General features: G+C 57.8%; 20 protein-coding genes. 12 read left to right on the forward strand and 8 right to left on the reverse strand.

Going from position 1 to position 26,416, the window contains the following annotated elements; translation table 11 throughout:
- Positions 1–7 precede the first annotated feature (7 nt).
- Positions 8–622 (reverse strand): hypothetical protein, encoded by a 615-nt coding sequence (locus tag A15D_RS03490; protein WP_102790792.1) that lies wholly within the window; start codon positions 620–622, stop codon positions 8–10.
- Between the two features lie 26 nt (positions 623–648).
- Positions 649–1,410: an SURF1 family protein gene (locus A15D_RS03495; RefSeq protein WP_233192046.1), complete on the reverse strand. Its 762-nt coding sequence runs from the start codon at positions 1,408–1,410 to the stop codon at positions 649–651.
- Positions 1,411–1,561: 151 nt separating this feature from the next.
- Here A15D_RS03495 and A15D_RS03500 point away from each other — a divergent pair, with 151 nt between their 5' ends.
- Positions 1,562–1,858 carry a twin transmembrane helix small protein gene (locus A15D_RS03500; protein WP_102790793.1) on the forward strand — a complete coding sequence of 99 codons (297 nt, stop codon included), beginning with the start codon at positions 1,562–1,564 and terminating at the stop codon, positions 1,856–1,858.
- 330 nt (positions 1,859–2,188) lie between these two features.
- On the opposite strand, the gene A15D_RS03505 is transcribed toward A15D_RS03500, so the two are convergent.
- Positions 2,189–2,515, reverse strand: a complete 327-nt coding sequence (locus tag A15D_RS03505) for a DUF1820 family protein (protein ID WP_102790794.1) — start codon at positions 2,513–2,515, stop codon at positions 2,189–2,191.
- 389 nt (positions 2,516–2,904) lie between these two features.
- On the opposite strand from A15D_RS03505, the gene coxB reads away from it, so the two are divergent.
- The 9 genes from coxB (at position 2,905) to A15D_RS03550 (ending at position 13,798) form a co-directional block, all read left to right on the forward strand.
- Positions 2,905–4,113 (forward strand): cytochrome c oxidase subunit II, encoded by a 1,209-nt coding sequence (coxB, locus tag A15D_RS03510; protein ID WP_102790795.1) that lies wholly within the window; start codon positions 2,905–2,907, stop codon positions 4,111–4,113.
- A 14-nt stretch (positions 4,114–4,127) separates the two neighbouring features.
- Positions 4,128–5,735, forward strand: coding sequence for a cytochrome c oxidase subunit I (gene ctaD / locus A15D_RS03515; protein WP_102790796.1), 1,608 nt, complete (start codon positions 4,128–4,130; stop codon positions 5,733–5,735).
- 21 nt (positions 5,736–5,756) lie between these two features.
- The gene (locus tag A15D_RS03520) at positions 5,757–6,335 is read left to right on the forward strand and encodes a cytochrome c oxidase assembly protein (RefSeq protein ID WP_102790797.1); all 579 of its coding nucleotides are present in this window, start codon (positions 5,757–5,759) and stop codon (positions 6,333–6,335) included.
- Positions 6,336–6,363: 28 nt separating this feature from the next.
- Positions 6,364–7,242: a cytochrome c oxidase subunit 3 gene (locus tag A15D_RS03525; protein ID WP_022986894.1), complete on the forward strand. Its 879-nt coding sequence runs from the start codon at positions 6,364–6,366 to the stop codon at positions 7,240–7,242.
- Positions 7,243–7,465: 223 nt separating this feature from the next.
- Entirely contained in the window at positions 7,466–8,056 is a 591-nt protein-coding gene (locus A15D_RS03530; protein ID WP_102790798.1) for a hypothetical protein, read from the forward strand.
- 63 nt (positions 8,057–8,119) lie between these two features.
- Positions 8,120–9,250, forward strand: a complete 1,131-nt coding sequence (locus A15D_RS03535; protein WP_146026837.1) for an OmpP1/FadL family transporter — start codon at positions 8,120–8,122, stop codon at positions 9,248–9,250.
- The gene (locus A15D_RS03540; protein ID WP_022986897.1) at positions 9,250–11,238 is read left to right on the forward strand and encodes a caspase family protein; all 1,989 of its coding nucleotides are present in this window, start codon (positions 9,250–9,252) and stop codon (positions 11,236–11,238) included. Before A15D_RS03535 ends, A15D_RS03540 begins: the two co-directional genes overlap by 1 nt.
- Positions 11,235–12,374, forward strand: coding sequence for a DUF4384 domain-containing protein (locus A15D_RS03545; RefSeq protein WP_146026838.1), 1,140 nt, complete (start codon positions 11,235–11,237; stop codon positions 12,372–12,374). Before A15D_RS03540 ends, A15D_RS03545 begins: the two co-directional genes overlap by 4 nt.
- Complete coding sequence (locus A15D_RS03550; protein ID WP_102790801.1) at positions 12,371–13,798, forward strand: hypothetical protein; 1,428 nt, start codon at positions 12,371–12,373, stop codon at positions 13,796–13,798. Before A15D_RS03545 ends, A15D_RS03550 begins: the two co-directional genes overlap by 4 nt.
- Here A15D_RS03550 and A15D_RS03555 read toward each other — a convergent pair.
- Together A15D_RS03555 and rapA are read right to left on the reverse strand one after the other, a co-directional pair.
- Positions 13,773–14,435, reverse strand: coding sequence for an alpha/beta hydrolase (locus A15D_RS03555; protein ID WP_102790802.1), 663 nt, complete (start codon positions 14,433–14,435; stop codon positions 13,773–13,775). The genes A15D_RS03550 and A15D_RS03555 overlap by 26 nt on opposite strands.
- Positions 14,436–14,437: 2 nt before the next feature.
- Positions 14,438–17,323, reverse strand: a complete 2,886-nt coding sequence (gene rapA, locus A15D_RS03560; protein ID WP_102790803.1) for an RNA polymerase-associated protein RapA — start codon at positions 17,321–17,323, stop codon at positions 14,438–14,440.
- 171 nt (positions 17,324–17,494) lie between these two features.
- On the opposite strand from rapA, the gene A15D_RS03565 reads away from it, so the two are divergent.
- Entirely contained in the window at positions 17,495–17,674 is a 180-nt protein-coding gene (locus A15D_RS03565) for a hypothetical protein (RefSeq protein ID WP_102790804.1), read from the forward strand.
- Between the two features lie 184 nt (positions 17,675–17,858).
- Positions 17,859–21,248 carry an FG-GAP-like repeat-containing protein gene (locus A15D_RS03570; RefSeq protein ID WP_102790805.1) on the forward strand — a complete coding sequence of 1,130 codons (3,390 nt, stop codon included), beginning with the start codon at positions 17,859–17,861 and terminating at the stop codon, positions 21,246–21,248.
- Between the two features lie 82 nt (positions 21,249–21,330).
- Here the strand turns inward: A15D_RS03570 and uca are convergent, their stop codons facing one another.
- The 3 genes from uca to A15D_RS03585 all read right to left on the reverse strand — a co-directional run bounded on the left by uca (position 21,331) and on the right by A15D_RS03585 (position 26,401).
- Complete coding sequence (gene uca / locus A15D_RS03575; protein ID WP_102790806.1) at positions 21,331–24,918, reverse strand: urea carboxylase; 3,588 nt, start codon at positions 24,916–24,918, stop codon at positions 21,331–21,333.
- Positions 24,919–25,005: 87 nt separating this feature from the next.
- Positions 25,006–25,644 carry an urea amidolyase associated protein UAAP2 gene (locus tag A15D_RS03580; RefSeq protein ID WP_102790807.1) on the reverse strand — a complete coding sequence of 213 codons (639 nt, stop codon included), beginning with the start codon at positions 25,642–25,644 and terminating at the stop codon, positions 25,006–25,008.
- Positions 25,645–25,684: 40 nt separating this feature from the next.
- Positions 25,685–26,401 (reverse strand): urea amidolyase associated protein UAAP1, encoded by a 717-nt coding sequence (locus A15D_RS03585; RefSeq protein ID WP_102790808.1) that lies wholly within the window; start codon positions 26,399–26,401, stop codon positions 25,685–25,687.
- Positions 26,402–26,416 lie beyond the last annotated feature (15 nt).

Below are 26,416 nucleotides of genomic sequence, written 5' to 3' on the forward strand. Positions count from 1 at the left end.
AGCCTAATTAACCGATCAGGGACCCTTTAAGGGTGCGTTTGAGATCGACGCGGATGTTCTCCGCCTCTTCCAGGGTGGCATCCATGTTTTCGTGCGTGGGATAACGCATGAAGATCTGGCCGTCCGGGCTGACCAGAAAGATATCGCCCACCGGCAGGCTCTCTGCCGGTGCGTACACCGGCGCAAGCGCCTGCCGTACGGTGTCCGGGGAGGCATGTACAGAGACCATGCCTTCCACATTGTCATTCAAGAATTGGCTCAGGCTTTCTTGCGCTGGCGCGGTGTGCAGGATAACCCGGCGAACCCGGTCAATGTCCTCACCCAGCGTCAGCCTGACCTGGCGAACCTGGTAATAGAGCGCGTTCTTGCAGCGGGTATCACAATCGCCGTCTGCTATATAAAGGATGGTCCACAATCCGGTCATGTCCTCGCCGGTGTAGTCGCCACCCTTGTTATCGCGCACCTGCAGGTCGGCGATGTCGATATGGGGGATTAGCAGCTGGCCTTTGTTGGTCCGTGGCATCTCCCGCAGATCGATCAGATAGCGGCCTGCCAGGGCAAACAGAATAAAGGGGCTGATGATGGCAACCAGGGTAACGATGTTCTTCGTTTTCGGTGACATGGTCTGTTCTGCTTCCCGGGGCGAATTTAACGGCCCTGTTGCTGAGTGAGACGCTTACGTTGTGCCCGGCTGGCGGCGAACAGGAAAATCACCAGTGCCGCGATGGCCAGGCAGAGCCACTGCAGGGCGTACGCCTTGTGCCGTTCGGGGCCCATGGGCGTGACGTCCTGCCAGTGGCGGGGCAGGGGTGTCAGGCCGCCCAACGCCAGTTCCGGGGTGACCCGGATTTCAAAGGGCGCCAATTCTACCCCAAGTTTTTCGCCAATGGCGTCAAAATCCACTTTTTGCACCCGTAATGGCCACTGATTGTCAGGCAATGTCTCCTCCTGGAGGACAAAGGCATCGCCAGAGGTGTGATAGACCGTCCCGGTGACGGTCACAGCGTCTTGAATAGCGGGAATGTCTGGCAGGGTTTGGCGGCTGGGGCCACGAGGCAGCCACCCGCGGTTGATCAGTACCCACTGACCTGCCGTCGTTTGCAGGGGGCTGAGTAAGTGGTAGCCGGCCACGCCGTTCAGGGTGCGGTTATCGAGCAAAACCGGATGGGCATTGTCCACCAGGCCGTTCAGCCGAGCTGAACGGTGCAGGGGTGAGCTGTCTTGCAGCAAGCTATGGAGGTCGGCAGGTGGCAGGGCCGCGCGCTGCGTTTGCTGTTCAAGCCAGACTCGCTTTTCTTCGGCGCGATCCAGTTGCCACCAGCTGAGACGTAAACAGATGCCGACCACCACGAACAAGGCAGTGAAGGCGATCAGGGTCATCCAGCGTGAACCGTTACGGGGGCTTGCCATGATCAGAGGCTCCTTGGGGAGGGCCAGTGATGTCGCGGACTGCACCATCTTTGGTGGGCAGTGCTGCGGCCGGTCAGTACAATGGCGGCACATTCTACATAGGACGGCTCAGGAGTACAGGTGTGGCGTCCCTCAAGGAGTCAGGCATTTCATGTGGTGGGTAAAACTGATTGTTATCGTGTTGCTGCTGGCAGCGGTGTTTTCTCTGGGGCGCGCCCTGATGGGGCTGGTGCAGGGGGACAGCAAGTCAGGCAAGACCATGCGTGCGCTCGCCTGGCGGGTAGGGTTTTCGGTAGTGATCTTCCTGTTCATCCTGTTCAGCATGATGATGGGCTGGATTGCGCCCCATGATGTGAACCCGACGCTCCGCTATGGGCAGCCCATCGAGCAGTCCCAGGCTCCGTCTTCCGCGGCTCCAGCTGGGCTGGAATCGGGCGAACAACCGTAAAAGCCCCGTAAAACCTGGGCTCGGGGGCGAACCGGCCACGGCGAACAGGCTCAAACCAGAGAATCCAGTAATAACAGGGGAGCCCTGTCATGTTTGTGATGCGTTTGATTCTGGCGGTGTTTATTCGACTGGTGGCCCGTGCTGAACAGGGGCCAGCGGTGGCGGACGGAGAGTCGGCAGGGGCGTTCCCGGTGAAAGTCTCCCGGTAAAAGAATTTTGTCCTGCTGGGGAACTTCTTCCCGCTGCAGTGTTCTTATTACCTGAAAGCAATACGTTTTCTCCTCCAAAAAAATATCAGGCAACCCTCGGGCGTTCGAGTCAATCGGCGCCCTATTTTTTTGTCGGTGCTGGTGGGTACGGAAAAGGGGTGATGTTGGAGGCTTTGCTATCGGTAATTTTACCTGGTCCGGCCTGGTTCACCTCGTCTATCCGGATCACGGCATGCAGGGGAATGAAAGAACGGGTGACATCCCCAAACAGGTTCCGCAGCTTTTCCTGGGCTGGGTCCACCACCACCCCGGAGCGCTCACCAAACACAAACGCCTCCACTTCGATAAATCCGTAGAGCTCACTTTGATATAGCTGCGAGGCATAGATCTCCATAACTTCACCGTTGTTATGGAATATTACCCGGTAAATCTGACGCTCTTCCGGCATGGCTATCTACCGCCCCGTTAATGGAAAATGGCCGCGGAGTCTAGCACAGGGAGTGACCGCGCATATGCCTGAAATCCCTACCATTTGGCTGGACTTTAATAACCTGAATGACTACAGTTGGCGCCCATAAATGCAATGGGACATTTTGCCGCACCCATGGCAACCCGGTGGGATCCAGGCAGTTGGGTACTAGCTGTTTGATTTTATTGGTGTTTGTGCTCTGTGCGATAGCAACAATCGGCCACCCCCTTGGCCGTTGCTGTCCAGGGACAGGTGTGGGGCGGGTCTCGCTGTATCAATCCTGAAACTTCGCTTTCCAGGTGCCGGTGACGGCAAAGAACAAGCGTGCCCATATAGAGGCATCGCTGGGGAAAACAGGGAGCAAACGCATGCAGTCAACTCTGTTCCACCGCGCGGCGGTCGGTCTCACGTCACTGATGATCAGTGGCATGACCTTCGCCAGCGACTGGACCGAACGTTCCAATCTTGATCTGCGACCCGGTGTCACCGCGGTCAGCCAGGAAATTCAAGACCTTCATACCACCGTTCTCTGGATCGTGACCGTTATCGGTCTGCTGGTGTTCGGCCTGATCGTGTTCTCCATGATCCGCCATCGCCGCGCCAAGAACCCCAATCCGGCCACCTTCCACGAGCATGTGCTTCTGGAAGTCCTGTGGACCGTGATTCCCTTCGTGATTCTGATCGCCATGGCCGTGCCGGCCACCCGCGTGCTGGTCAAACTGGACGACACAGCAGAATCCGAGCTGACGGTGAAGGTGACCGGCTACCGCTGGAAGTGGAGCTATGAGTACCTGACTTACGAAGACGACAACGATATTGGCGTGTCCTTCTTCTCCAACCTGGCGACCCCGCCGGAACAGTACAACAACCCGGTGCTTGCCGGTGGCCTGTTCCCCTATGGCACCGCGAAGGATCGGGTCGGTCAGGAAGCTCCCGAGAAAGACCACAACTATCAGTTGGAAGTGGACAAGAAGCTGGTCATCCCGTCCGGCCAGAAAGTGCGTTTCCTGGTGACCTCAGACGACGTGATCCACTCCTTCTGGGTGCCGGACTTCGGTGGCAAGAAAGATGCGATCCCCGGCTTCGTCAACGAAACCTGGGCATTGGTCCCGGAAGGCAAGGAAGGCACCTACTACGGTCAGTGTGCTGAATTGTGTGGCAAGAACCACGCCTTCATGCCAATTGCCGTGGAAGTGGTGACCCAGGCGGAATTCCGTGACTGGATCGCCGAAGAGAAAGAAAAAGCCGCATCCGGCCCTGACCTGACACCGTTCTCCGGTCTCGACCAGGCCATGGAAGAAGGTCAGCAGGTTTACGCCTCTGCCTGTGCCCTGTGTCACGGTGCCAACGGTGAAGGCGGTATTGGTCTGCCGTTCGCGGGCACGGATTTCGCCACCAAGAGCGAACACCTGAACGAACATATCGATGTGCTGGTGAATGGCCGTGCTGCCATGCCTGCATTCAAGGCTCAGCTGACTCCGCGCCAGATTGCGGCGGTAGTCACCTACGAGCGTAACGCTTTCGGCAACGACACCGGCGATCTGATTCAGCCCGCCGATGTTAACGACCACGAATAAGGGAGGGGATAGCAATGTCTACTGCAGCTGCAACCCATGATGATCACCACGATCATCACCACGCCCCGACCGGCCTGAAACGCTGGCTGTTCAGCACCAACCACAAAGACATCGGTACCCTGTACCTGTGGTTCAGCTTTGCCATGTTCCTGGTTGGCGGTTTCATGGCCATGGTCATTCGTGCCGAGCTTCTCGAGCCCGGCATGCAGTTCGTGGATCCGGAGTTCTTCAACCAGATGACCACCGTGCACGGTCTGGTCATGGTGTTTGGTGCGGTAATGCCCGCCACGGTTGGCCTGGCCAACTGGATGATCCCGCTGATGATTGGTGCGCCGGATATGGCGCTGCCGCGGATGAACAATTGGTCCTTCTGGATCCTGCCGTTCGCCTTCGGCATCCTGATCTTCGCCGTGCTGATGAGCGCCTTTGGTGCCGGTAACCCCAGCGCGCCGAACTTTGGCTGGACTTTCTACGCGCCGCTGTCGACCAAGTACGGTCCGGCATCTACCGACCTGTTCATTCTGTCCGTTCACATGATGGGTATCTCCTCCATCATGGGTGCGATCAACGTAGTAGTGACTGTCTTCAACATGCGTGCCCCGGGCATGACCCTGATGAAGATGCCGCTGTTCGTGTGGACCTGGCTGATTACCGCCTTCCTGCTGATTGCCGTTATCCCGGTATTGGCCGGTGCGGTGACCATGATGCTGACAGACCGTCACTTCGGCACCAGCTTCTTTGATGCTGCTGGTGGTGGTGACCCGGTACTGTTCCAGCACGTGTTCTGGTTCTTCGGGCACCCTGAGGTGTACATCATGATCCTGCCGAGCTTCGGCATCGTGTCAGCGATCATTCCGGCCTTTGCCCGCAAGCCGCTGTTCGGTTACGCCTCCATGGTGTACGCGACCGCGTCCATTGCACTGCTGTCCTTCGTGGTATGGGCTCACCACATGTTCACCGTGGGCATGCCGCTGGCCGGTACCCTGTTCTTCATGTACATGACCATGCTGATCTCCGTACCCACCGGTGTGAAGGTATTTAACTGGGTTGCCACCATGTGGCGCGGTTCCCTGACCTTTGAACTGCCGATGAAGTGGGCGATCGCGTTCGTGATCCTGTTCACCTGTGGTGGCCTCTCTGGTCTGATGCTGGCGATCACGCCGGTGGACTTCCAGTATCACGATACCTACTTCGTCGTGGCTCACTTCCACTATGTACTGGTGACCGGTGCCATCTTCTCCATCTTTGCTGCGGCCTACTACTGGTTGCCCAAGTGGTCTGGTGTGATGCCGAGCAAGCTGCTGGGTGAGCTGCATTTCTGGAACTCCCTGATTTCCGCCAACCTGCTGTTCTTCCCGATGCACTTTGTGGGTTTGGCCGGTATGCCGCGTCGCTACGCTGACTACGCGCTGCAGTTTGCGGACTACAACTTCTGGATTTCCATCGGTGGTTTCTGGTTCGGTCTGTCCCAGGTGATCTTCCTGATCGTGGCCATTCGTTGTGCCATGAAGAAGGGTGAGCCGGCGCCGGCCAAGCCTTGGGATGGTGCGGAAGGTCTGGAATGGGAAGTGCCGTCTCCGGCGCCGTTCCACACTTTCGACACTCCCCCGGTTATCAAGTAACGGACACGGAACGAGGGCACTATGAGCGACAATCAGCCTCTCAGCGTGGAAGAACGCAACAAGCGTACGCTGAAAAAGCTGGTGATCTGGGCGGTGGCCATGTTTGGCTTTGCCTTTCTCATGGTGCCTTTTTATAACGTGATCTGTGACATCACCGGACTGAACGGAAAGACATCCAGTACGGCAGCTACGCAAGCCCCGGAAAAGGTGGTAGCTGATCGTACCGTGACAGTGGAGTTCATTACCCAGAGAGGGGATGGCATCAGCGGTGAATTCACCTCTGAGACCAAACGGGTAAAAGTCCACCCGGGTGAAATCACCCTGGTGCATTTTTACGCCACTAACCCCACAGGCTCGGACATGGTGACCCAGAGCATCCCGTCGGTAACCCCGGGGGAAGCCGCGCGGTACCTGCACAAGACACAGTGCTTCTGCTTCGATCAGCAGACTCTGGCGGCAGGCGAGCGCAAGGACATGCCGATGATCTTCTATCTGGACCCTGAAATTCCGCGTCACATCAATCAATTCACTCTGTCGTACACGATCTTCGATGTGACAGAGCGGGTCGCCGGTAAAAACAACAGCGTGGCTGTGAACTGATAACAGCCGGTTGTAGAGGAGAATTTTGATGGCTACTGACAAGTATTACGTACCGGAAAGCAGCCCCTGGCCGCTGACTGCGTCCATCGGTCTGTGCATGACCGCGGTGGGCGGCGCACATTTCATCCAGCAAAGCACCATGGCAGATATGGCGCCGAGCTTTAGTGGCAAGCCGCTGTTCTTCCTGGGCCTGGCCTGGCTGCTGGTGGTTCTGGCTCTGTGGTGGCGCGATACCATCAAGGAATCTGTTGGTGGTCTGCACAGCAATCAGCTGGGCGGTTCCTACCGTCAGGGCATGCTGTGGTTCATCTTCTCCGAGGTGATGTTCTTTGCCGCCTTCTTTGGCGCCATGTTCTACACCCGTTGGCTGATCATCCCGTGGTTGTCCGGTGAAGGTTCCGGTGCCATGACCCACGAACTGCTGTGGCCGAACTTCCAGGCCATGTGGCCGCTGACGGAAACCCCGGACGGCACTACCACCACCCCGATGGGTGCCTGGGGCCTGCCCGCCATCAATACGGCGATCCTGTTAGTGTCCTCTGTCACCCTGACCATCGCCCACCATGCTCTGCTGGAAGGCAAGCGCGGTACCCTGATTCTGTTCCAGGCGGCCACGGTTGTCCTGGGGGTGATCTTCCTGGGCCTGCAGGCGCTGGAATACGTTCACGCCTATGACATGGGCCTGACTCTGGACGCTGGTATCTACGGCAGCCTGTTCTTCCTGCTGACCGGTTTCCACGGTGCCCACGTGACCATTGGCACCATCTTCCTGTTCATCACCCTGATCCGCGTACTCAAGGGGCATTTCAGTGAAGATAATTGCTTTGCCTGGGAAGCGGGTGCCTGGTACTGGCACTTTGTGGACGTGGTATGGCTGTTCCTGTTCGTGACGGTCTACTGGTTGTAATTTCCAGTACGACAGGCTTCACGCAAAAAACCCGCTTCGGCGGGTTTTTTTGTGGGCTTTTGTTTTGCTCATTCACCATGCCCCGGCCGGGGTCGCTTCAATCTTCATACCAATACCGGCTAACTGTTTTTCGCGATTGCGTGTTCAGAACCGGTGTTCGGTCCCTCTTACTGAAACAAGAGGTCAGGTGACGGTCACCGACCAGGTTTCTGTTGGAGCGATCATGAAGACCCCATTCTCTCTCTCTGCCCTGTTTTGCGCCGTGTTGGTGACAGGCTGTGCCAACAAGAATGTCGATGTCACACCGGTTCCTGATGACATCACGCTACCTGACTGGGTATTGAACCCGCCAAATGACGCACAGTTTGTCGGCACAGACTGCACGGCATTCAACGGCAACATGAATATCAGCAAGCAGGCTTCCTCTGCCAACGCACGGTTGGAGCTGGCCCAGCAGATTTCCGTTGCGGTGGATAGCCTGGTTGAAACCATGGCGAACCGTACTGGTACGGGCAGCGGCCGTGCCGCTGAGGGCTCCGATTTCACAGCGGTTTCTGAGCAGCTGACCGAACAAAGCCTGGATGGCGCCATCCTTGATGCGGTGGCCTTCGGCAAGATCGAAGGTGACACCCAGCTGTGCACCATGTGGGTTCTGAATGGCGATCGCAGCAGAGTTCTGTTTGACAGTCTTGTGTCTGCGCAGGGGGCAACACTGGATGCACGTGATGAGGATGTCCTCTATCAGCAATTTCTGTCTTCTCAGGCTCGCCAACGTCTGGATGCCGCCCGTAACCGGGATGGCGAGAGCTTCTGACCTCGAGAACGTAAAAACCAACGGGATCATCCACTGAGAGAAGGCAGGTGCAGCATGTACAAGATGGCATTGACTACCTTGGGGACGTTATTGCTCGCGCAGCAGGGGCTGGCAATGGAGGAGTTCTATACCGCGCCGGGGGCCCGGGCCATGGCAATGGGCGGGGCATTCACCGCGGTGGCCGAAGACAGCAGTACGGTCTGGTACAACCCGGGGGGGCTGGGATTTCTCTCGGGCATGGATGTCACTCTGGACTACGGCACCGTTGTGGTTGGCAGCGAAGATGTGGGATCAGCGAGCGGATCAGACATTGCCCTCTATGACACGGAAAGCGAGTTGAAGTATCTCGGTTTCAGTGGAAAGGGATTCGGTATGGCTTATTTTCGTCCCTATGACTTTCATTCCTACGGGAAGGATGACAAGGGCGATATTACCCGTATCCGCACCGAATACAGTGAGCTGAAGTTCGGTTTCGGCGTGGATCTGAATGATCATGTGGCAGTCGGTGGCAGTATCGACATGATTAGTCAGAGCACGGATTCCGATTGCGAAAGCTGTGATGAAAACGATGAAACCGGTTTTGGCTACACCCTTGGGGTGCTGGGAAAGTGGAAAATGGATGCGGCGCGAAAGACCGAGTTGCGTGCCGGGGCAACCTGGCGATCGGGTACGGATGTGGACGCGTTGCTGGGAGAGTTCGAGGATCTGCCCAACCGTCCGCAAGTCCTGAGTCTGGGATTGGCGGTGAAGCGGCCGTTTGATCTCGGTGCGGGGTGGGGGATGTCGGCGACCGGTTCAGTGCAGTTTGATGATATCGCCTACAGCAAGGTGTTGTATCTGGGACAGGACGGCATCGAACGCTCCGACAACCGCATTGCGGTGGATCATGAGCGCATTGCCTACGGTGCGGAGTTCCAGTTCATCACACCGTCCAACCAATCTTTCTTTATTCGTGCCGGGGGGTATGACTCTGAAGCGGAAGGGGATGCGGCGCCCCTGCTTGACGGTAGCAATGACCGTTTTCGTCCTTATTCCTCGGGCGTAGAGGCGGTGACAGCAGGGCTGGGCGTGTATCTGGGGGACTGGATTGTGGATTACGCCATGGAGCAACGGACTATCCTGAAATCGGACTATGCAGCGGTTCAGGATCAGGATGAGACGTTACATAGCCTGTCGATTTCCCGAGCCTTCTGATGATTATCGCGATGGGGGCTGGCCTGCAGGGCCGCGTGGCCGTGTACCGATACCTGATTGGCTTTCTGTTGGTGTTGTTTGCCCAGTCTGGTTGGTCTGGGGCATCCGAGGCGTTGGGTTTTTATCAACGTGGCTATCAGGCTGAGTCACGCGGGGCCTTTGAGGAAGCCATTGAGTGGTATCGCAAGGCCATTGCCGAGCGTGACGGGGATGGCCGAATCACGTTTCCCGGTGAAGTCAGTTATGAGTGGTATGAGACACCCAGGGGGATGGCGCGCAGGAAAATCGAAAGTGCCTCACGATCAGAACCGTATTTCCCGGCACAAAGAATGAACGCCTTGCTGGCCAAGCAGGAAGCGGCACAAATCGCCGCCCGCTCGCAACAGCAGAAGCGGGACAAGTTCATCAACCCGCCTGCTTTGCGGGTAGCGGTCGAGCTGCTGGACGCAGGAAATGATCGCATTGTTGACGGTGGCGAAAACGGAAAACTGCTGGTGACGCTGACTAATCACGGGGGCTCTGCAGCAGATAATGTGGTGCTGACAATTCGCCGCAGTGATAGCGATTTGTCGCTGCCGTCGCAGATCCCGCTGGGCACTGTCGGTGCTGGCGACAGTGTGGTGCGAGCCATTGCGTACCAGGCGGGAAAACGTCTGTCGGGCGGTACCCTGTCGCTTCGTCTGACGGCAAAAGACAGTGATGGCTTTGAGGCACCCGAATCGGTTCTGGAGTCTGTTGCCCGTGCCTATCAACCCGCCCGGATTCTGGTTCGCTCGCCATCCATTCGCCGTGGTGAAGGTAACCTGCTGATTATCGGCTACGAGCTGGTGAATGCAGGGAGAGGCGCTGCCCGAGACGTGGACCTGACACTGAACCTGAAAAGTGATGCCATCCTGCGCGATGACGCTGACCGGCATCGTCGTATCGCGGCGATTTCCCCCGGTGAGAGCCTGCCGGTCGAATTTGGCCTTTACACCAGTCGAGCCCCCGGTGATGGGCTCGAGATCGGGTTGACGGTGCGTGAGGCACAAGCGACGTCGGAACAGGATACATCACTGGCGCTGATGGTACCTGCTGGTGCGTATTCATCTGGTGGGGAGCTGCTGGCCAACTCCCCACCCCTGGGCGCCAGTGAGATTGAAAATGTCAGTCTTGCGATACCTCAAGGGCTGCGTAGCGAATCCCTGGCGGTGGGGGTGGTAATTGGCAATGGGCGTTACCGTCATCTCGATGCGGTGCGGTTTGCTCATCAGGATGCCCGAGTGATATCGGACCATGTTGTGCAGGCAATGGGTTACCCCGAAGAGGGGGTGAAGCTCCAGCAAGACATGACTACCCGGGATTTTCGTCGCCTGTTTGGTACCCGCGAACGCGGCTTCCGTGACGGTTTGCTGTATCGCAGGGTTGAGCTAAACGCCCGGCGCAGGGAGAACCCACCGGTGTTTGTCTATTATTCCGGGCATGGGGCGCCCTCACTGGACGAGGATGGCAAGGCCTACCTGGTGCCGGTGGATACCACCTTGCGCGATCTCCCGTATGAAGGCTATGCCCTCGAGGACTTTTACGACAGCCTTGCGGCCCTGCCCAGTAATAATGTCACAGTGGTACTTGATGCCTGCTTTTCCGGCGCCAGTAACGACGGTTTGCTGCAGAAGGATATCAGCCCGGCCTTGCTCCGCAGTGCCGGAAGCATCACCCCGGCCAGCATGAGCGAGGCGTCCATCTTTACCAGTACCTCGCCCAATCAGGTCAGCTATTGGTTCAACGAAGGGCGCCACAGTCTGTTCACTTACTTCTTTCTGAAAGGCCTTCGTGGTGCTGCCGATGATGATGGCGATAACCGTATCACCAGTGGAGAGCTGCACCAGTATCTGGGTTGGAATGTGGCAGATCATATTCTCGAAACCCGTAAGCCCAGCGACCAGACACCGCAACTGGTGGGCAACAAGGACAGACTGCTGGCGGTCTATTCGGGGGAACAGCCATGAAGCCGTTCTCGTTATCCTCAATGGTCACAATGATGGTGTTTACGGCCCTGTTATTGACCAGCGGCCAGGCCGTGGCCTGGTTTGGCCAATCGACACCTGTGCGGGAAGTGGAACCCTGTGCCGGCAAGCTGAACGCATTGAGTGGCACGACCGAAGCGGCGTTCAGGATCCGGGGCTATGGAGAAGGGGAGAATTTTCAGCAAGCCAAGGTCGAGGCGCTGCGCGATATTGCCGAGCGTATTCAGGTTCGGGTGACCGGCCGGAGTGTGTCCAGCACGCACATGGCGGGTGAGGACGCCAGCGCGTCTTTTCTGTCGACCGCTACACTGGAAACCACCTTGCGCATCGACAGTGCTGTGCAGGTTTGCTCGCACCATTCAGTGAAGGGCGATCGGTGGCACGCAGTATTCGAGTTCGATAGCCGGAGTGCGGTGCAGCGATTGATCGCCACCCTGAATGAGACGTTTCACGGCCAGCCGGTGGTGCTGGACGGAAACCCGTATTTGCTGGAATCGCAGTTGGTGAATGAATTGCGGGCGGGGCTGACAGGCAAGGGCGCAGAAGACGCCATGACGGTGTGGGTCGCCCTCAAACGGTTGCATGGCGGCTGGTATCTGTCTGCCGGAGAACACCAGGTTCGTCTTGCCCCGCAGGATATTCTTCAGGCGATTTATTTTACCGGCAGCCAGACACTGCTGTTGTCGCTGATCAAAAAGACCGGGGCCAGTGCCAGTGTCGACCAGCTGCTGGAAGGGGATGCCTTTGCACTGCGGGTAGACAGTACCCAAAGCGGTTATCTGTCCCTGTTCAATCTTTATGCGGACGGCCGGGTGTCGGTCTTGTTTGCCAATGGGCTGGTGACGGCAAACAAGGCAGAGATCGTTCCGCAGGAGGAGCTGACCTTTGAAGCGGCTCTGGCCGAAACAGACAAAGCGACGCGGGATCTCTATCTGGCGGTGCTATCGGACCAGCCGCTTCCTCCTTCAACCCTACATCAATTGCGTTTGGGGCAGGGGCTGGTCGAGGGGGAAGACAGTTACCAGTTGCCCATTCTGCTGGCGCTGTTGACGCAGGTTAACCCCAGGGTGGCGTCCACGATGGTAACAACCTTGCCAAAGATGGGGGCGGTACGGTGAAAGCATGGTTGGTGATGTTACTGCTTGTGGGCCTGATCGATGCCAGTGTGGCATCAAGCGCTGGGGGCGACAGTTTTTCGCAATGGAAAGCTGCCCAACAGCGGGCCTTTCAGGATCAAATGACGCGACGGCAACAGCTGTTTCGCAACATGCTTTCCGAAGACTGGACGGCCGTAACGGCCGAACCGGGACAGGTGCGCGACCCGTTTCCCAAACCGTTTAGCCCTCCGGTGAAAGACGGTGGGCAGAAGCCTCTGGCGGTGCCTCTCGCGGACGACATGCCAGAGGTGATCACAGATCCTGTGCCGTTATTGCCGCAGCAAGGAAAGGCGCTGGTGTTTCTTGGTCACTCTCTTCTTGCTCCTGAATGGGAATGGGCAACGGTTTCTGACTACGACTCCCCTAAAGGATTAGTGCGTGGCTACGAACGATTGACTACCACCCGGTATCAGGACACCGTCCGTTGGTTGCGTGAGCAGCGCCGGGGGTTGGCGTTAGGGGACTGGGGGCTGTGGAAATTGGTGCAGGCCGTCAGTGAGAGCGGGCACAGTACCGATGGGATGCAGGCAACCGTGCGGCAATGGTTCTTGTTGTCTGAGCTGGGTTGGGATGTGCGCCTGGGCTATAGACAGAGCAAAGTGGTGTTACTGGCCCGAACCGCCCAGCCAGTGTACGGGTTGGCCTACTACCCGGTTGACGGGCTGGCCTACTACGACCTGGCGGATGTGATTTCGGCTGGTGAGTCATTATTGATCCACGGTCAGGTCAGCGATTCACAGCCCGTGGACTTTGCGTTCTATCGCCATCCGGTCACCGTTCCCGATCTACAGGAAAGGCAGTTGCGCCATGGCGATGAGATGTTGTCCCTAGAGTTTGATCGTGAGCTGGTTCGCTATTATCAAGGGCACCCGACGGTGGATCTGGCATTCTATTTTGCCGCCCCCCTGAGTGAGCACGTGGCGCAATCATTGCGTGCTTCGTGGGCGAGGCTGGAGGGACGCTATACCCGGCCGCTGGACAAGCTGAATGCGCTGATGCGGTTGGTCCAGTTCGGGCTGCCCTATGAAACGGATCAGGAGCAGTTTGGTCGGGAGTACTATCAACTGCCGGACGAGTTACTGTTCCATCCGGCGGCGGATTGTGAAGACCGATCGATCTTTCTGGTACAGGCGTTACGCCTGCTGCTCAAGGTCAACGCAGTGGGGCTGCTCTATCCAGGGCATGTTGCCGTTGCCGTCGATATGCCCGGTGAGGGTGACCGCCAGACTGTGGGGCGGACTGCCTGGCTGGTCGCGGACCCGACCTACATTGGCGCCCTGGCAGGACAAACCATGCCGGCGTTTGCAGGGGTGATCCCCGAAGTGATTGGCGCACCGGTCGCGGGGCGGTGGTCGTCGATTACTTCCGGCGGAGCTGGCGGTTAAGCCATTGGCCAATATCCCGAATTTGCTCCAGACACACCATATGTTCCATGGGGTAGTGGTGATATTCCGGCTCAAGGCCCATGTCTTGCAGGCTTGCGACGGCGCGCCGGCCGAGCTGTTCCGGGACCACCGGGTCCATGCTGCCGTGGCTGACCATGACTGGCAGTTGGCGATTGGCTTCGCTGGGCGTGACCGGCATGGCCATATAGGTGGAGAGGGTGAGTAGCCCCGCCAAGGGGCTCGGGTGGCGTAGCGCACACTGATAAGCCACCGCGCCGCCCTGGGAAAAGCCGGCGATAACAATGCGATTGCTGGCAATGCCCCGTTCGATTTCCCGCGCGATCAGGGCGTCCACGGCGTCAGCTGAAGCGAGGACTCCGTGTTCATCCACCTTGCGGTCGATGTCCATGGCGAGAATATCGTACCAGGCGGGCATCACCATGCCGCCGTTGACGGTGACCGGGATGTTGGGAGCATGAGGGAAGAGAAACCGCACAGGCAGATCTTCAGGTAGCTGCAGCTCTGGCACGATGGGCTCGAAGTCGTGGCCACTGGCGCCCAGGCCGTGCAGCCAGATAACACTGGCCACGGCAGGCTGGGTCGGTTCGATTTCGATGCAGTTGAGTCGTGCGGTCATGATTATTCTCCTGCGGCAACAATGACGCGGACAGCATTGAGCTGACACTGGGCATCGCCAATCAGCTTTTCCAGTTGCGCGGTCTGCTGTTCCAGTGCGGTGATTTCTTCATCACGCACCGCCGGATTCTTGGCCTGCAGGGCCTTCAAACGGGCAAGTTCATGGTTCTGCTCTTCGCGCATGGCAATGAGTGCGGCTGCCACCACGTCGTCAGCTTCCTTGCACGCAGCCACGTCATTGGCCTTGAGCAGTTTTTCCAGCAGCGTTTTCTGGCTAGAGACAATCTTGCGGCTGAGGGCCTTGTCCATCTTGTGGCACTGCTGGCTGAGCCCCTCATGGCTGATCGCCTGGCTGATGTTCTTGCCGTTGGCATCGAGCAGGTGACGGATCACGGTGCAGGGCAGAAAGCGGTCTGCCTGCAGGTAACGGGGGGCCATGGATTCCACCGTGTAGATAGCTTCGATCAGCAGGGTGCCGGGTTTGATGCGGGGATTCTTCAGCAGGCTGACGGCGGCCTTGCCGCGGTTTTCGCCAAGGATCATTTCCAGGCTGCCTGTGACCATGGGGTGTTCCCAGGTCATGAATTGCATGTCGTCCCGGGCCAGCGCGGTGGCACGGTCGTCGGTCATGGTAATCCCTTCGTCCGGCAGACCGGGGAAGGCGTCGCGCATGTGCGGGCCAGGCTTGAGGATCACGGCGGTATCGGAATGTTCTTCCTGATCCACACCGTAACGATCGAAGACACGTTGCATGAAGGGCAGGGGAGACTGGGCATCGGCTTGCGCCAGCTCGTCCCGCAGTGCATCGGCACGATCTGTATCGCAGGAACTGAGTTCCAGCAAACGGTCGCGACCGGTTTCCATCAGGGTGTGCAGTTCATCCGCGATCACACGGGTGTCGGCGACCAGCGCATCAATGGCGGTGTATTCCGGGTCGCTGCTCAGCAGCGGCTCGAGCGCATCGCGGCTGCGCAGGTAGATATCGTGGCCGGCCGGGTTGGTGTGCTCAAAGGCATTCATGCCCTCGTGGTACCAACGGAACAGCACTTCCTGGGCGTGCCCTTCAAAGTAGGGAACATGAATCTGGATATCTTCGCGCTGCCCGATACGGTCCAGTCGGCCAATGCGCTGCTCCAGCAGATCCGGGTTTAGTGGCAGGTCCAGCAATACAAGGTGATGGGCAAACTGGAAGTTACGCCCTTCAGAGCCGATCTCTGAGCAGATCAGCGCCTGGGCGCCATCCACGTCATCGGCAAAGAAGGCCGCAGCGCGGTCCCGTTCAATCAGGTCCATGTCTTCATGGAACATGGCGATGTTCATGCCGAGTTTGTAGTTGCAATGGGCATGCAGGTCGCTGGCGGTATGGCGGCTGGCGCAAATCACCAGCACCTTGTCGTGGCGGTGCTGTTTGAAGAACTGCTCCAGCCACGTTACCCGTGGGTCCAGCGTGCACCAGCGATCATCGTGGTACAGGGTTTCCGGGTGAAGGTGGCCTTCCAGTTCTTCGTCCTGATCGTAGCGATACTCATCAGGGAGTGGCAGAGGACTGCCGTGGACGTGCCGCAGCGGGAAACCGGCAATATTGTGGCGGGTATTGCGGAACATGACCCGACCCGGGCCTGAGCGGTCCAGCAGCTCGGCGAGCACACTGTCGCGGGCATCGGGTGTAATCTCCATGTCGGGCAGCAGGGCCTTGGCTTTTTCCACCAGGGCGGAGTCCCAGTCTGGCTGGTCGTGCAGCTCGCCGGCCAGTTGGGCGATCTCCTGATAATGGCTCTGTTCTTCCCGGAAGGCCTCAAGGCTGGGGTAGCGGTCCGGGTCCAGCAGTCGCAGACGGGCGAAGTGGCTTTCCAATCCCAGCTGTTCTGGGGTGGCGGTGAGCAGCAGCAGGCCGCGAGCCTGTTGGGCAATGGTTTCCACCCGTAGATAGGAGTCACTGGGGTGTTGTTCCGACCAGGCCAGGTGATGGGCCTCGTCCACCACCAGCAGGTCCCAGTCAGCGCTGGCCAGCTGGTCGATATCGCATTCGCTCAGGAAGTCTGTGCTGCACAGGATCAGTTGTTCCGACAGGAAGGGATTATCATTGTTGGCTGGCGCTTCGCCTTGTTCCTCGCCGAGGCGCTCTTCCTCAATAATCTGCGCCAGCATGTCCTTAATGCTGGTTTCCGGCTGCAGGGCCTCCAGACGTTCCGCATCGAAGATGGAAAAGTGCAGGTTGAAGCGGCGCACCATTTCCACAAACCACTGGTGCACCAGCGGTGATGGCACTACCACCAGCACCCGGCTCGCGCGGCCGGTGAGCAATTGCTGATGAAGAATCAGGCCCGCCTCAATGGTTTTGCCGAGCCCGACTTCATCGGCCAGCAATACCCGCGGGGCATAACGGCTGGCGACCTGATCGGCAATGTATAGCTGATGACCAATATGATCGATTCGCGGGCCCCGCAGCCCCTGGATGCGTGATTGCTGCTGCTGGCAGTGGGCATTGAGGGCATCCACACGCAGTTCGTACCAGCGGTTGGAGGCCAGCTGGTTGGAAAGTAGTCTGTCCAGGGCCGAATTCAGTTTCAGGGTATGGCCCAGCAGGGTCTCGGGTACCGGCTGTACGTTGTCTGTCTCGCCGGCCGGGTGGGCCATGTAGACCTTCAGGCCGTTCAGCTCATTGACCTCGGCAACGGTCAGTTCCAGCTCATCCCCGGTACGGATGGTGTCGCCCACATCAAAGGTCACCCGGGACAAGGGGGCATTATTGATGGCGTAGGTCCGCTCTTCTTCAACCGCCGGGTATTCCACGGTGACAAGCCGGTAATCCAGCTCCTTGATGATACCGAGACCCAGTTCGGTTTCGGATTCGCTCAGCCAGCGCTGGCCGGGGGTAAAGTCACTCATACTCACTGCCGGTTGATTCCTGGGGAGGCGAATTATACGGGTTTGGGATTGCGCCTTCGATGCCTGAGCGCAACTCATTGGCCGGACGGCGCTATCCGGGAGGGGCTGCCTCGCTGAAAGCAGGTGGGTTGCGGTATGCTGGCAAGCGTTTGAATCACTATTGTGACCGTTATGGCCGATATCCTTCCTTTCAAAAAACCGGTTAGAAAAGCCCCGCGCAAGGGGATGTGTCAGCACGGCTTTCATAAGTGGGTTGTGTGCAAGGAAAAGCAGTTTGATGTGAAGCAGGGGCGCCTGGTGACGGTGCATCGTTGCGAGCGGTGTGGCAAGCAGAAGGTGACGGCGCAGTAATCCCCGCTATGGTCTTATACGCATACCTCCAGTCCCTGAAGTGGCCCGGTTTAGCGCCTCATTAGAGATTTCAGTGGCGTTTTTGAAAAGATTCGTACCATAATCCCAAATTAGCATAATGAGACCTGGTGCACACTGTTGCATTTGTTGCAGGGTCCAAGAATAACAACAACGGAATTTGGGTATGGCCACGGGAATGCACTCCTCACAGGGCTTCAGGCTACTGGTTATGGTATTGCTGGGTGTCACGGTTGCTGCTTGCGGTGGCGGTGGTGGTGGCTCGTCTGGCGGCGGCGGGGGCAGCGTTCAGACACCTGCGCCGGTGGACCCGGACCCAGACACATCGTCGCCTCCCGACCTGGATGAATGGCTACGTCAGGTCATTGTTGACCGTGGACTCACGGGTGACCCGGCTACGCCTCGTCAGAGGCAACAGAAAACCCCGGCCCAGGATCCGCTGATCAAGTTGGGGCAGTTACTGTTTTTTTCCCATACTCTCTCTGGTGATCTCACTGCGTCGTGCGCAAGCTGCCACATGCCTGACTTCGGGGGCAGCGATGCCCTGTCACTGGGGGTCGGTGTGTCTCCTCTGGATGCGTCTCAGGTCGGCCCACCCCGCAGGCTCAATAGCCTCAATGACCAGGATCCCGCCGCGGATGGCAAACCCAACATGCACCGCAACAGCCAGACGGTATTCAACGCGTCCTTGTATGACCGCAGCCTGTCCTATGACGGGCGGGTGTTTGTACTCGATAAGGAAGTCCGGGCAGGGGGGAAGGGCCAGTCCATCCGCACCCCGGAAACGGGTAACCTTTTTGACGTTTCTGCGGCGGATGGGCTGCTGGAAGTCTTCTCAAAATTCCCCCTGACCAACCACAATGAAATGCGGGCTTACCTGTTCAGCTCCCTGTCAGAAGAACAGTACCGTGAGCATCTGGTCGCCCGTTTGCGTGGCGAGGTGGATACAGATTTTTTATTGCCGCAGGGGCGGGATAACTGGCTCGCCTTGTTTCGTGCTGCGTTTCAGCAGCCGGATGCAGATGCCGTTGATGTGATAACGCTGGTGAATGTGCAGCGCGCGCTGGCGGCATACATGGGCTCCATGATTTTTATCGAGAGCCCATGGAAGCGATATATAGAAGGAAATGACAGCGCGCTCAACGCGACAGCGAAAAAAGGGGCTCGCTTGTTCTTCGCTCCTCGTGAGGAGGGAGGGCTCGATTGTGTGGCCTGCCACAGCGGTGATTTCTTCACCAACGAAAAATTCTACAACGTGGGGTTCCCGCAAATCGGCCGTGGTTTTATGCGAGCGGAAAAAGACGATATCGGTCGTTGGAACAGTACACGGGTGGAACAGGATCGATATGCTTTCCGGGTTCCGAGTTTGCTGAATGTGCAGGTAACCATGCCTTACGGGCATGCTGGGACATTTGATGATCTTTCTGAGGTGATTCGATATCACGCGAACCCTCGTCAAGCGTTGAGCGGATTTGATTTCTCCCTTCAGCAAATATCCCAGTTTCTTGGCATGGCAAGTTACGATTATGCGCCAGACCATAGCGCGGCGGTGCAGGCGGCATCCAGTTTCGCTCTGGCAGAAACGTTGCTGCCAAACCGGGAGCTCACAAATTCAGAAGTGAATGCGCTAACCGTTTTCCTGCGCACGTTGACGGATGATTGTGTGAAAAATCACACCTGCCGTAATCAGTGGCGCCCGGAAGCCGGAGAGGATCCTGACGGCAACATGCTTGTGGTAGGTGAGAACCCACCGGCGGATCCCACCTTGCCGGTGGAGCCGGATCCAGACCCGGAGGATCCACCGGTGGAACCGGGCGATTACCCCAAAACGGTAGCGCTGAATTTCACTGCACCGGGGCTTGATACCTTCGCTGAATTAGCCAGCTGTAGCGAAGCGCCCTCCATGGTTGCGGTGAATTCAGGGTTGTCGGTTTTTGTGCCGCGGCACCTGTTTTCCTTTGGGCTCTATGATCTGATCGGGCGCCCCCTTCATCCCCATGGCTTTGATGCGGGTACCTGGAATCTGGATTCGGTCGTCAGCATTGAGCCCACCATGATTGCCGGTGGTGTCAGTGCAGCCTATATGGATGACGACTGCTGGCTAGACCTGGTGTATGCCGGTGGAGATACCTCCGGGATGGTATTCTACCGTAACCGGGGTGGTCAGTTAGGCTTTGATGCTGTGGACTTGTTGACGGACGATCCTGGTGGGAAGTTTACCGGCTCGGCAATGATTGACCTGAATGGGGATTACCGCCGGGAAATGCTGCTGGGGAACCTGCAACAGAAAAAACTGCCGATCTATTCGAGCAACGAAGATGGGGATTACTATCCTGTCGCGACCTTGAGCATGAGCCGTAACACCTATGGGATGTCATTTGCGGATGCCAACCATGATGGTTACCCGGAAATGTTTTTGGCCCACTGGTCCCCGGGCAATGTACTGACTGCGCCTGTTTTCTGGGTCAATAATGGTGGTGCCGAGGTAGAACACAATGATGTGGCGGCCGGGTTGTCCAATAATGATTTGTCCCAGACATGGAATTTTTCTCCACAATTTGCCGATATCAATGCAGATGGCGAACTGGACCTGTTGCTGGGGGCCGATTTCGGGACCAGTGTGGTGATGAAGGGCAAGGGTGAAGGAACATTCGAAAATATTACCGACAGAACCATCATTACTGATGAAAACGGCATGGGCTCCGCGTTGGGCGATTATGACAATGACGGTGATCTGGATTGGTTTGTGACCTCCATTTTTGACCCAAGTGGTGAAGCGGAAGCCAACTGGGGTATCACCGGCAATCGTCTGTACCGTAATAACAGTGTTCAGGGTGATCTGATTCTGGAAAATGTCACTGACATAGCCGGAGTGGCGGATGGCAACTGGGGTTGGGGCGCCTGCTTTGCAGATTTCAACAATGATGGTTTCCTCGATCTTTTCCACGTGAATGGATTTGGCGCGATACCGGAATCCACCTCATCGTCCGAGTTTGGCCAGGGGATGATTGAGCAGTACAAGACCATTACCCAGGAGTACTTCGACTCTCTGCCCCGGTTGTTTATCAATCAGGGGGATGGAAGTTTTACGGAAGAAGCGGTGATGTGGGGCATCTTGCTCCCCAGTGAGGGGCGCGGCATAACCTGCCTGGATCATGACCGGGATGGTGATATTGATGTGGCGTTACTGGATCATTCCAACGGGTTGCAGTTCTTCAGTAACCAGGTTGGGCATGGTTTCGACAGGCGTTTCCTGTCTGTCCGTTTGGTTGGGGAGTCGCCCAATACCGAAGCCATTGGCGCCAGAGTGCAGGTCACTGCCAATGTCGGCGGCGAGTTCGGCATGCAAACCCAGACCCGCTTCGCCATGGCCAACACCAACTTCAATGGCCAGAACCCGCCGGATATGCATTTTGGCTTGGGCTCGGCCATGAGTGCGGACCTGACCGTCAGCTGGCCCAGTGGTGAGCGCTGGGCGTGTGATGATATCGATACCAATCGCTTTTTGATCTTCGACCAGCGTAGCCGGCCGGCCAGCTGTACGGCTGCTCCTTGAAGCAGCTATCAGCTTCCAGCTTCGAGGAAAAGATAAACCCAATGTTTTTCACTCGTAGCTGGAAGCTGATAGCTGGTGTTCTTCAATCCAACACCATGATCGCCTGTCCCGCATTGATTTGCTGGCCCTCCTGGCGTGCAATGGCCACAACCTTTCCGGAAGCGGGGGCATAGATCTCGATTTCCATCTTCATGGATTCCAGTACGGCCACCACGTCGCCTTCGTTCACGGTGTCGCCCTCGGCCACATTCAGCTTCCAGATATTCCCCGCGGTGGGGGATTCCACCGGGGTGCCTTCCACTTCGTCAGTGCCATTGTCTGCATCGAGATCCTGTTCAGACTGGAAGTTGATCTGGCCGCTTTCCACCCAGCGCTGCAGCTCTTCGTCAAAGGCCTGGTTGCGTGCATCGGTAAAGCTGGCAATGTCTTGCTGGTTGTCATCCAGAAATTGCTGGTAGGCACTCAGGCTGAAGGTGGTCTCTTCCACCTTGATCGGGTATTCGCCTTTGGGGAAGTCCCGACGAATCTGGTTGAGTTCGTCGTGGCTGACTTCGTAAAAACGAATCTGATCGAAGAAGCGCAGTAACCAGGGTTGTTCGAAGGCCTCGGTCTTCCGGTAGCGATTCCACATCTGCAGGGTACGTCCGACGAACTGGTACCCCCCTGGCCCTTCCATGCCGTAGACACACAGGTAGGCACCGCCGATACCCACCGAGTTTTCGGCGGTCCAGGTACGGGCGGGGTTGTACTTGGTGGTGACCAGACGATGGCGCGGGTCGTAGGGCGTGGCGACGGGGGCACCCAGATAGACGTCACCGAGCCCCATCACCACATAGCGGGCACTGAACAGGATCTCTTTGACATCGGCAATGCTGTCGAGCCCGTTGATACGACGAATAAATTCCAGATTGGAGGGGCACCAGGGGGCATCCTTGCGCACTGACTGCATGTACTTTTCGATGGCCTGATGGCAGGCCTCGTCATCCCAGCTCAGAGGGATATGCACGATACGCGAGGGCACTTCCAGGTCGTCCTGCTTTTCCAGTTCCCGTTCAGCGCGAGCAAGGAGCGCCAGGAGTTGTTGCCGTGGCAGTGTGAGCGGATCGAAATGAATCTGCAGGGAGCGGATACCAGGTGTGAGTTCTATCACCCCGTCCAGTTGCTGTTCTTCCAGCCACAACATCAATGCATGGGCGCGGAAGCGAAGACGCAGGTCCAGGACTAGCGGCCCGTATTCCACCAGCAGATAACGGTCACCGGCGGCCCGGTAGGCGACCTCTACCCCGACGTCACTTTCGCTCAGGGATGCCAGTACCGGTGTGGTAATGGTGCTGCCTGTCGTGGTATGGATCGGCGCCGTCAGGTCGGTAATGCAGGCAGTTTGCTCCGCGGCCAGGGCGTCTGCGTCTTCGAGAGTAATGGCCTCAAACCGCAGGGTGTCGCCCGCTTTTAATTGTCCCAGTTTCCAGCGATCAGCCAGCACCACGGTAGCGGGGCAAACAAAGCCACCCAGGGATGGCCCGTCCGGTCCAAGGATGACCGGCATGTCGCCGGTGAAGTCCACGGTGCCGACGGCGTAGGCATTGTCGTGGATGTTGGACGGGTGCATACCCGCTTCACCGCCATCACTGCGCGCCCACTGAGGCTTGGGGCCAACCAGTCGAATGCCGGTCCGGCTGGAGTTGTAATGCACCTGCCAGTCGGTGGAGAAAAACATGGCTATGTCGTCGTCGGTGAAAAAATCCGGCGCGCCGTGGGGGCCGTAGATGACTCGCAACGTCCAGTGTTTGCCCAGGCCCGGCTTGAGCGTTTCAGGGACGTTCAGCACAGGGCTTTCGCCGGTATCGGCAGCGTAGTGCAATACATCGCCGGTGCGCAGGGCACGGCCGCCATGGCCGCCGAAATGCCCGAGGGTAAAGGTGCTGCGGGAGCCCAGATAGGGCGTGCATTGAATGCCGCCAGCAAGACTCAGATAGGCACGTGCGCCTTCACCGCGAACCTTGCCCAGTTTCAACACCTGGCCAGGGTGCACGGTAATGGCCTGATAGCAGGCAACGGCGTCTCCATCCAGAGTGGCCTGCATGTCCGCGCCGGTGAGGGCAATGCGGGTGGCCTGGTTGAACCTGAGTGTCGGACCGTTAAGGGTGAACTCAAGGCCGGCAGCCTCTTCGTCATTGCCCAGAAGGCGGTTGCCGAGACGGAAGCTGAGGCTGTCAAATGGCCCTGATGGGGGGACGCCCACTGGCCAGTAGCCGCTGCGACCGGGGTAGTCCTGCACGGTGGTAAGTGTGCCGCCGGCCAGCACATCCAGAGTGTGGGGCTGATAGAGAAAGTCATTCAGGTACCGCGTGGTCATGCGACCGTCTGCAAACACCGGTTCTGCCAGAATGGTGCGCACATACTCACGGTTGGTTTCGATGCCTTCCAGCGTGATGGCATCCAGTGTTTTGCTCAGTGCGGCGAGCGCGGTCTCGCGATTGTCCTCGTGGACGATGACCTTGGCCAGCATGGGATCGAACAGCGGCGAAACCGTCAATCCGGCTTCAATCCAGTGGTCAATGCGGCACTGTTTGCCATCTGTGTCGGGGAACGTAACGGCAGTAAGCAATCCCGCGCTGGGCTGAAAATCCTTGTTGGGATCTTCGGCATAAACCCGAGCCTGGATGGCATGGCCCTGAGGCTGGAACGGACCGAGGCTGTCCAGTGCCGGCAGGTCGCCTGCGGCGAGCTTGACCATCCACTCCACCAGATCTACGCCGAAGATTTGTTCGGTCACACCATGTTCTACCTGCAGGCGAGTGTTCACTTCCAGGAAATAAAAGGCATTGGTGTCCTGATCGAGAATGAATTCCACGGTGCCCGCGTTGCGGTACTGAACGGCTTCCATGAGGACGCGGGCCGTGTTTTGAAGATCATTGCGCACTGGGTCGGGCAAATTGGGGGCGGGGGTTTCTTCCAGAACTTTTTGGTGGCGGCGCTGGGCGGAACAGTCACGCTCGCCCAGTGTTACGGCCTTGCCGTTGCCGTCGCCAAACACCTGCACTTCAATGTGGCGGGCGCGGGCGATGTATTTTTCGATAAAAACGCCGTCGTTGGAGAAGTTGTTGGCGCTGAGACGGCGCACGGTATCCCAGGCTTTGTTGAGGCTTTCGGCGCTGTCACATACCTGCATGCCGATGCCGCCACCGCCGGCGGTGCTTTTCAGCATGACCGGATAGCCGATCTCTTCGGCAGCGTTGAGGGCGGCTTCTTTGTCGGTCAGCAGACCGGTGCCGGGCAGGAGTGGAACGCCGGTTTTTTCTGCCAGGGCGCGGGCGGTGTGTTTGAGGCCGAAGGTATTCATCTGCTCAGGCGTGGGCCCGATAAAGGCAATGCCTCGTGCTTCACACCCTTTGACAAAATCCGGGTTCTCACTGAGAAAACCGTAGCCGGGGTGGACGGCATCAATGCCATGTTTTTCCATCAGGGCAAACAGTTTGTCCTGATCGAGATAGGTGTCGCGGGCACTGCCGTCACCCAGACAGTAGGCTTCGTCAGCCTGGCTCACATGCAGGGAATCACGGTCAGCTTCAGCGAATACGGCAATGGCTTTCACGCCCAGGGTGCGTAGTGTGCGCGTTACCCGGGTGGCGATGGCTCCGCGGTTGGCAATCAGAACAGTCTTGAACATGGCATCGTCTCTTCGACAGGTAACGGGTCGTCCCGTTATTGAATCCTTTGGCCGCTGAGGTCGTCCCCAGGGAATACTGCGCCAGGGTTAATCCCAAATCAGTACTTCAATCGGGGTCGGGTTGTAGCCGTTACAGGGATTGTTCAGCTGTGGGCAGTTGGAAATCAGCATCACGGTATCCATGCAGGCGGTCAGTTCCACGTATTTTCCCGGTGCTGAAATGCCGTCGGCGAAGGTCAATCCGCCTTCTGCAGTGACCGGCACATTCATGAAGAAATTGATGTTGTGGGTGATGTCCTGTTTGGCCAGATGGAATTCCGGGTGGGCGTTGATTGCCAACATCCAGCTATCCCGGCAGGCATGCATGCAACGCTTTTCCAGATCGTAGCGGACCGTGTTGCTTTCGGTGGCACAGGCACCGCCAAGGGTGTCATGTCGACCGCAGGTATCGGCCACGATTTCCAGTAATGGGTTCATGCGGTTGGTCATCAACACAGTGCCCGCCGTCAGGTACACATTGCGCTGTTCGCGAAGGGTGTCCATGGCGCTGTAGCGCTCGGCCGGGTCTGCGGCACTGTAGAACAGCGTATCGGCAGCCTGGTTTCCCTCAAGGTCCAGCAGTCGGACGGTTTGCCCTGCTTTGACGGTGCGAATGAAATAATCACCTGCTGCAACGGTTTCGCGAAAGCTGGCCTGTTCCGGTTGTCGTGAACTTTCTTTGATCATTTTTCGTTCCTTGTAGCTTGAAGCTTGTCGCTTGCAGCTTTTACAGCCCGAGGTGATACAGGCGGTTGTTCTCGAAGGCTCTGCCATTTTCCGGGCGGAAATTTTTGCAGTAATCATCGTCGCTGACCGGATCGGCTTTCAGCATGTCTATCTGCACCGGCTTCATGGGATAGTCTGTTGCCGGGTTGAGCGGGTGTGGGCAGGTGTGCAGGATTACCAGCGTATCCATTTCAAACCGCAGGGTGACGCTGGCTCCGGGGCTGGCTGCTTCAGGATCAAACTGCAAACTGCCGTCATCGGCGGCGGCCACTTTTGAAAAAAGATTCAAATTGGCTGCCATGTCGCGCTCGGTCAGGCCGTACTTGGCCAGCTCGGTGAGGAAGCTGTGTTCACCGCTCAGGGTCCACTGATTGTGATGGTCCTGGTAGGAGCGCACCGGGTATTTCTGCTGCAAGGTTTTTTCGCTGAGGGTGCCGCAGACGGTTTCATGCCAACCGAAATTATCCTCAACAATAGAAGCGAACACCCGACCCATATCGGAATACAGGCAGTTGCCCCGGGTCAGTTTGAAAGTGTGTTGGCCCTTGAGGGTATCCGGTGCGTTGTAGCGTTCCAGCAGGGCTTCCGGGTTGTACATCAGTACGGCCAGATTGGCGCCGCCTTGCAGATCGGTGAAGCGCAGCTGCATGCCGCGACGCACCCGCAGCGACCAGTGGGCGCTGCCGGGCAGGGTGGTGGTGTAAAGGCTGTCGCTCATGATGAATTCCTTGGC

This window comes from Alcanivorax sp. MD8A (assembly GCF_002888555.1).
Classification (GTDB): domain Bacteria; phylum Pseudomonadota; class Gammaproteobacteria; order Pseudomonadales; family Alcanivoracaceae; genus Alcanivorax.

What these genes read in the sequence shown, in the direction of transcription:
- A15D_RS03500 (WP_102790793.1), top strand. Translation starts at nt 1,562, where the DNA reads ATGTGGTGGGTAAAACTGATTGTTATCGTGTTGCTGCTGGCAGCGGTG.
- rapA (WP_102790803.1), bottom strand. Translation starts at nt 17,323, where the DNA reads ATGAGTGACTTTACCCCCGGCCAGCGCTGGCTGAGCGAATCCGAAACC.
- A15D_RS03495 (WP_233192046.1), bottom strand. Translation starts at nt 1,410, where the DNA reads ATGGCAAGCCCCCGTAACGGTTCACGCTGGATGACCCTGATCGCCTTC.
- A15D_RS03555 (WP_102790802.1), bottom strand. Translation starts at nt 14,435, where the DNA reads ATGACCGCACGACTCAACTGCATCGAAATCGAACCGACCCAGCCTGCC.
- A15D_RS03565 (WP_102790804.1), top strand. Translation starts at nt 17,495, where the DNA reads ATGGCCGATATCCTTCCTTTCAAAAAACCGGTTAGAAAAGCCCCGCGC.
- A15D_RS03525 (WP_022986894.1), top strand. Translation starts at nt 6,364, where the DNA reads ATGGCTACTGACAAGTATTACGTACCGGAAAGCAGCCCCTGGCCGCTG.
- uca (WP_102790806.1), bottom strand. Translation starts at nt 24,918, where the DNA reads ATGTTCAAGACTGTTCTGATTGCCAACCGCGGAGCCATCGCCACCCGG.
- A15D_RS03580 (WP_102790807.1), bottom strand. Translation starts at nt 25,644, where the DNA reads ATGATCAAAGAAAGTTCACGACAACCGGAACAGGCCAGCTTTCGCGAA.
- A15D_RS03570 (WP_102790805.1), top strand. Translation starts at nt 17,859, where the DNA reads ATGGCCACGGGAATGCACTCCTCACAGGGCTTCAGGCTACTGGTTATG.
- A15D_RS03585 (WP_102790808.1), bottom strand. Translation starts at nt 26,401, where the DNA reads ATGAGCGACAGCCTTTACACCACCACCCTGCCCGGCAGCGCCCACTGG.
- A15D_RS03535 (WP_146026837.1), top strand. Translation starts at nt 8,120, where the DNA reads ATGGCATTGACTACCTTGGGGACGTTATTGCTCGCGCAGCAGGGGCTG.
- A15D_RS03520 (WP_102790797.1), top strand. Translation starts at nt 5,757, where the DNA reads ATGAGCGACAATCAGCCTCTCAGCGTGGAAGAACGCAACAAGCGTACG.
- A15D_RS03530 (WP_102790798.1), top strand. Translation starts at nt 7,466, where the DNA reads ATGAAGACCCCATTCTCTCTCTCTGCCCTGTTTTGCGCCGTGTTGGTG.
- A15D_RS03490 (WP_102790792.1), bottom strand. Translation starts at nt 622, where the DNA reads ATGTCACCGAAAACGAAGAACATCGTTACCCTGGTTGCCATCATCAGC.
- A15D_RS03505 (WP_102790794.1), bottom strand. Translation starts at nt 2,515, where the DNA reads ATGCCGGAAGAGCGTCAGATTTACCGGGTAATATTCCATAACAACGGT.
- ctaD (WP_102790796.1), top strand. Translation starts at nt 4,128, where the DNA reads ATGTCTACTGCAGCTGCAACCCATGATGATCACCACGATCATCACCAC.
- coxB (WP_102790795.1), top strand. Translation starts at nt 2,905, where the DNA reads ATGCAGTCAACTCTGTTCCACCGCGCGGCGGTCGGTCTCACGTCACTG.
- A15D_RS03540 (WP_022986897.1), top strand. Translation starts at nt 9,250, where the DNA reads ATGATTATCGCGATGGGGGCTGGCCTGCAGGGCCGCGTGGCCGTGTAC.
- A15D_RS03545 (WP_146026838.1), top strand. Translation starts at nt 11,235, where the DNA reads ATGAAGCCGTTCTCGTTATCCTCAATGGTCACAATGATGGTGTTTACG.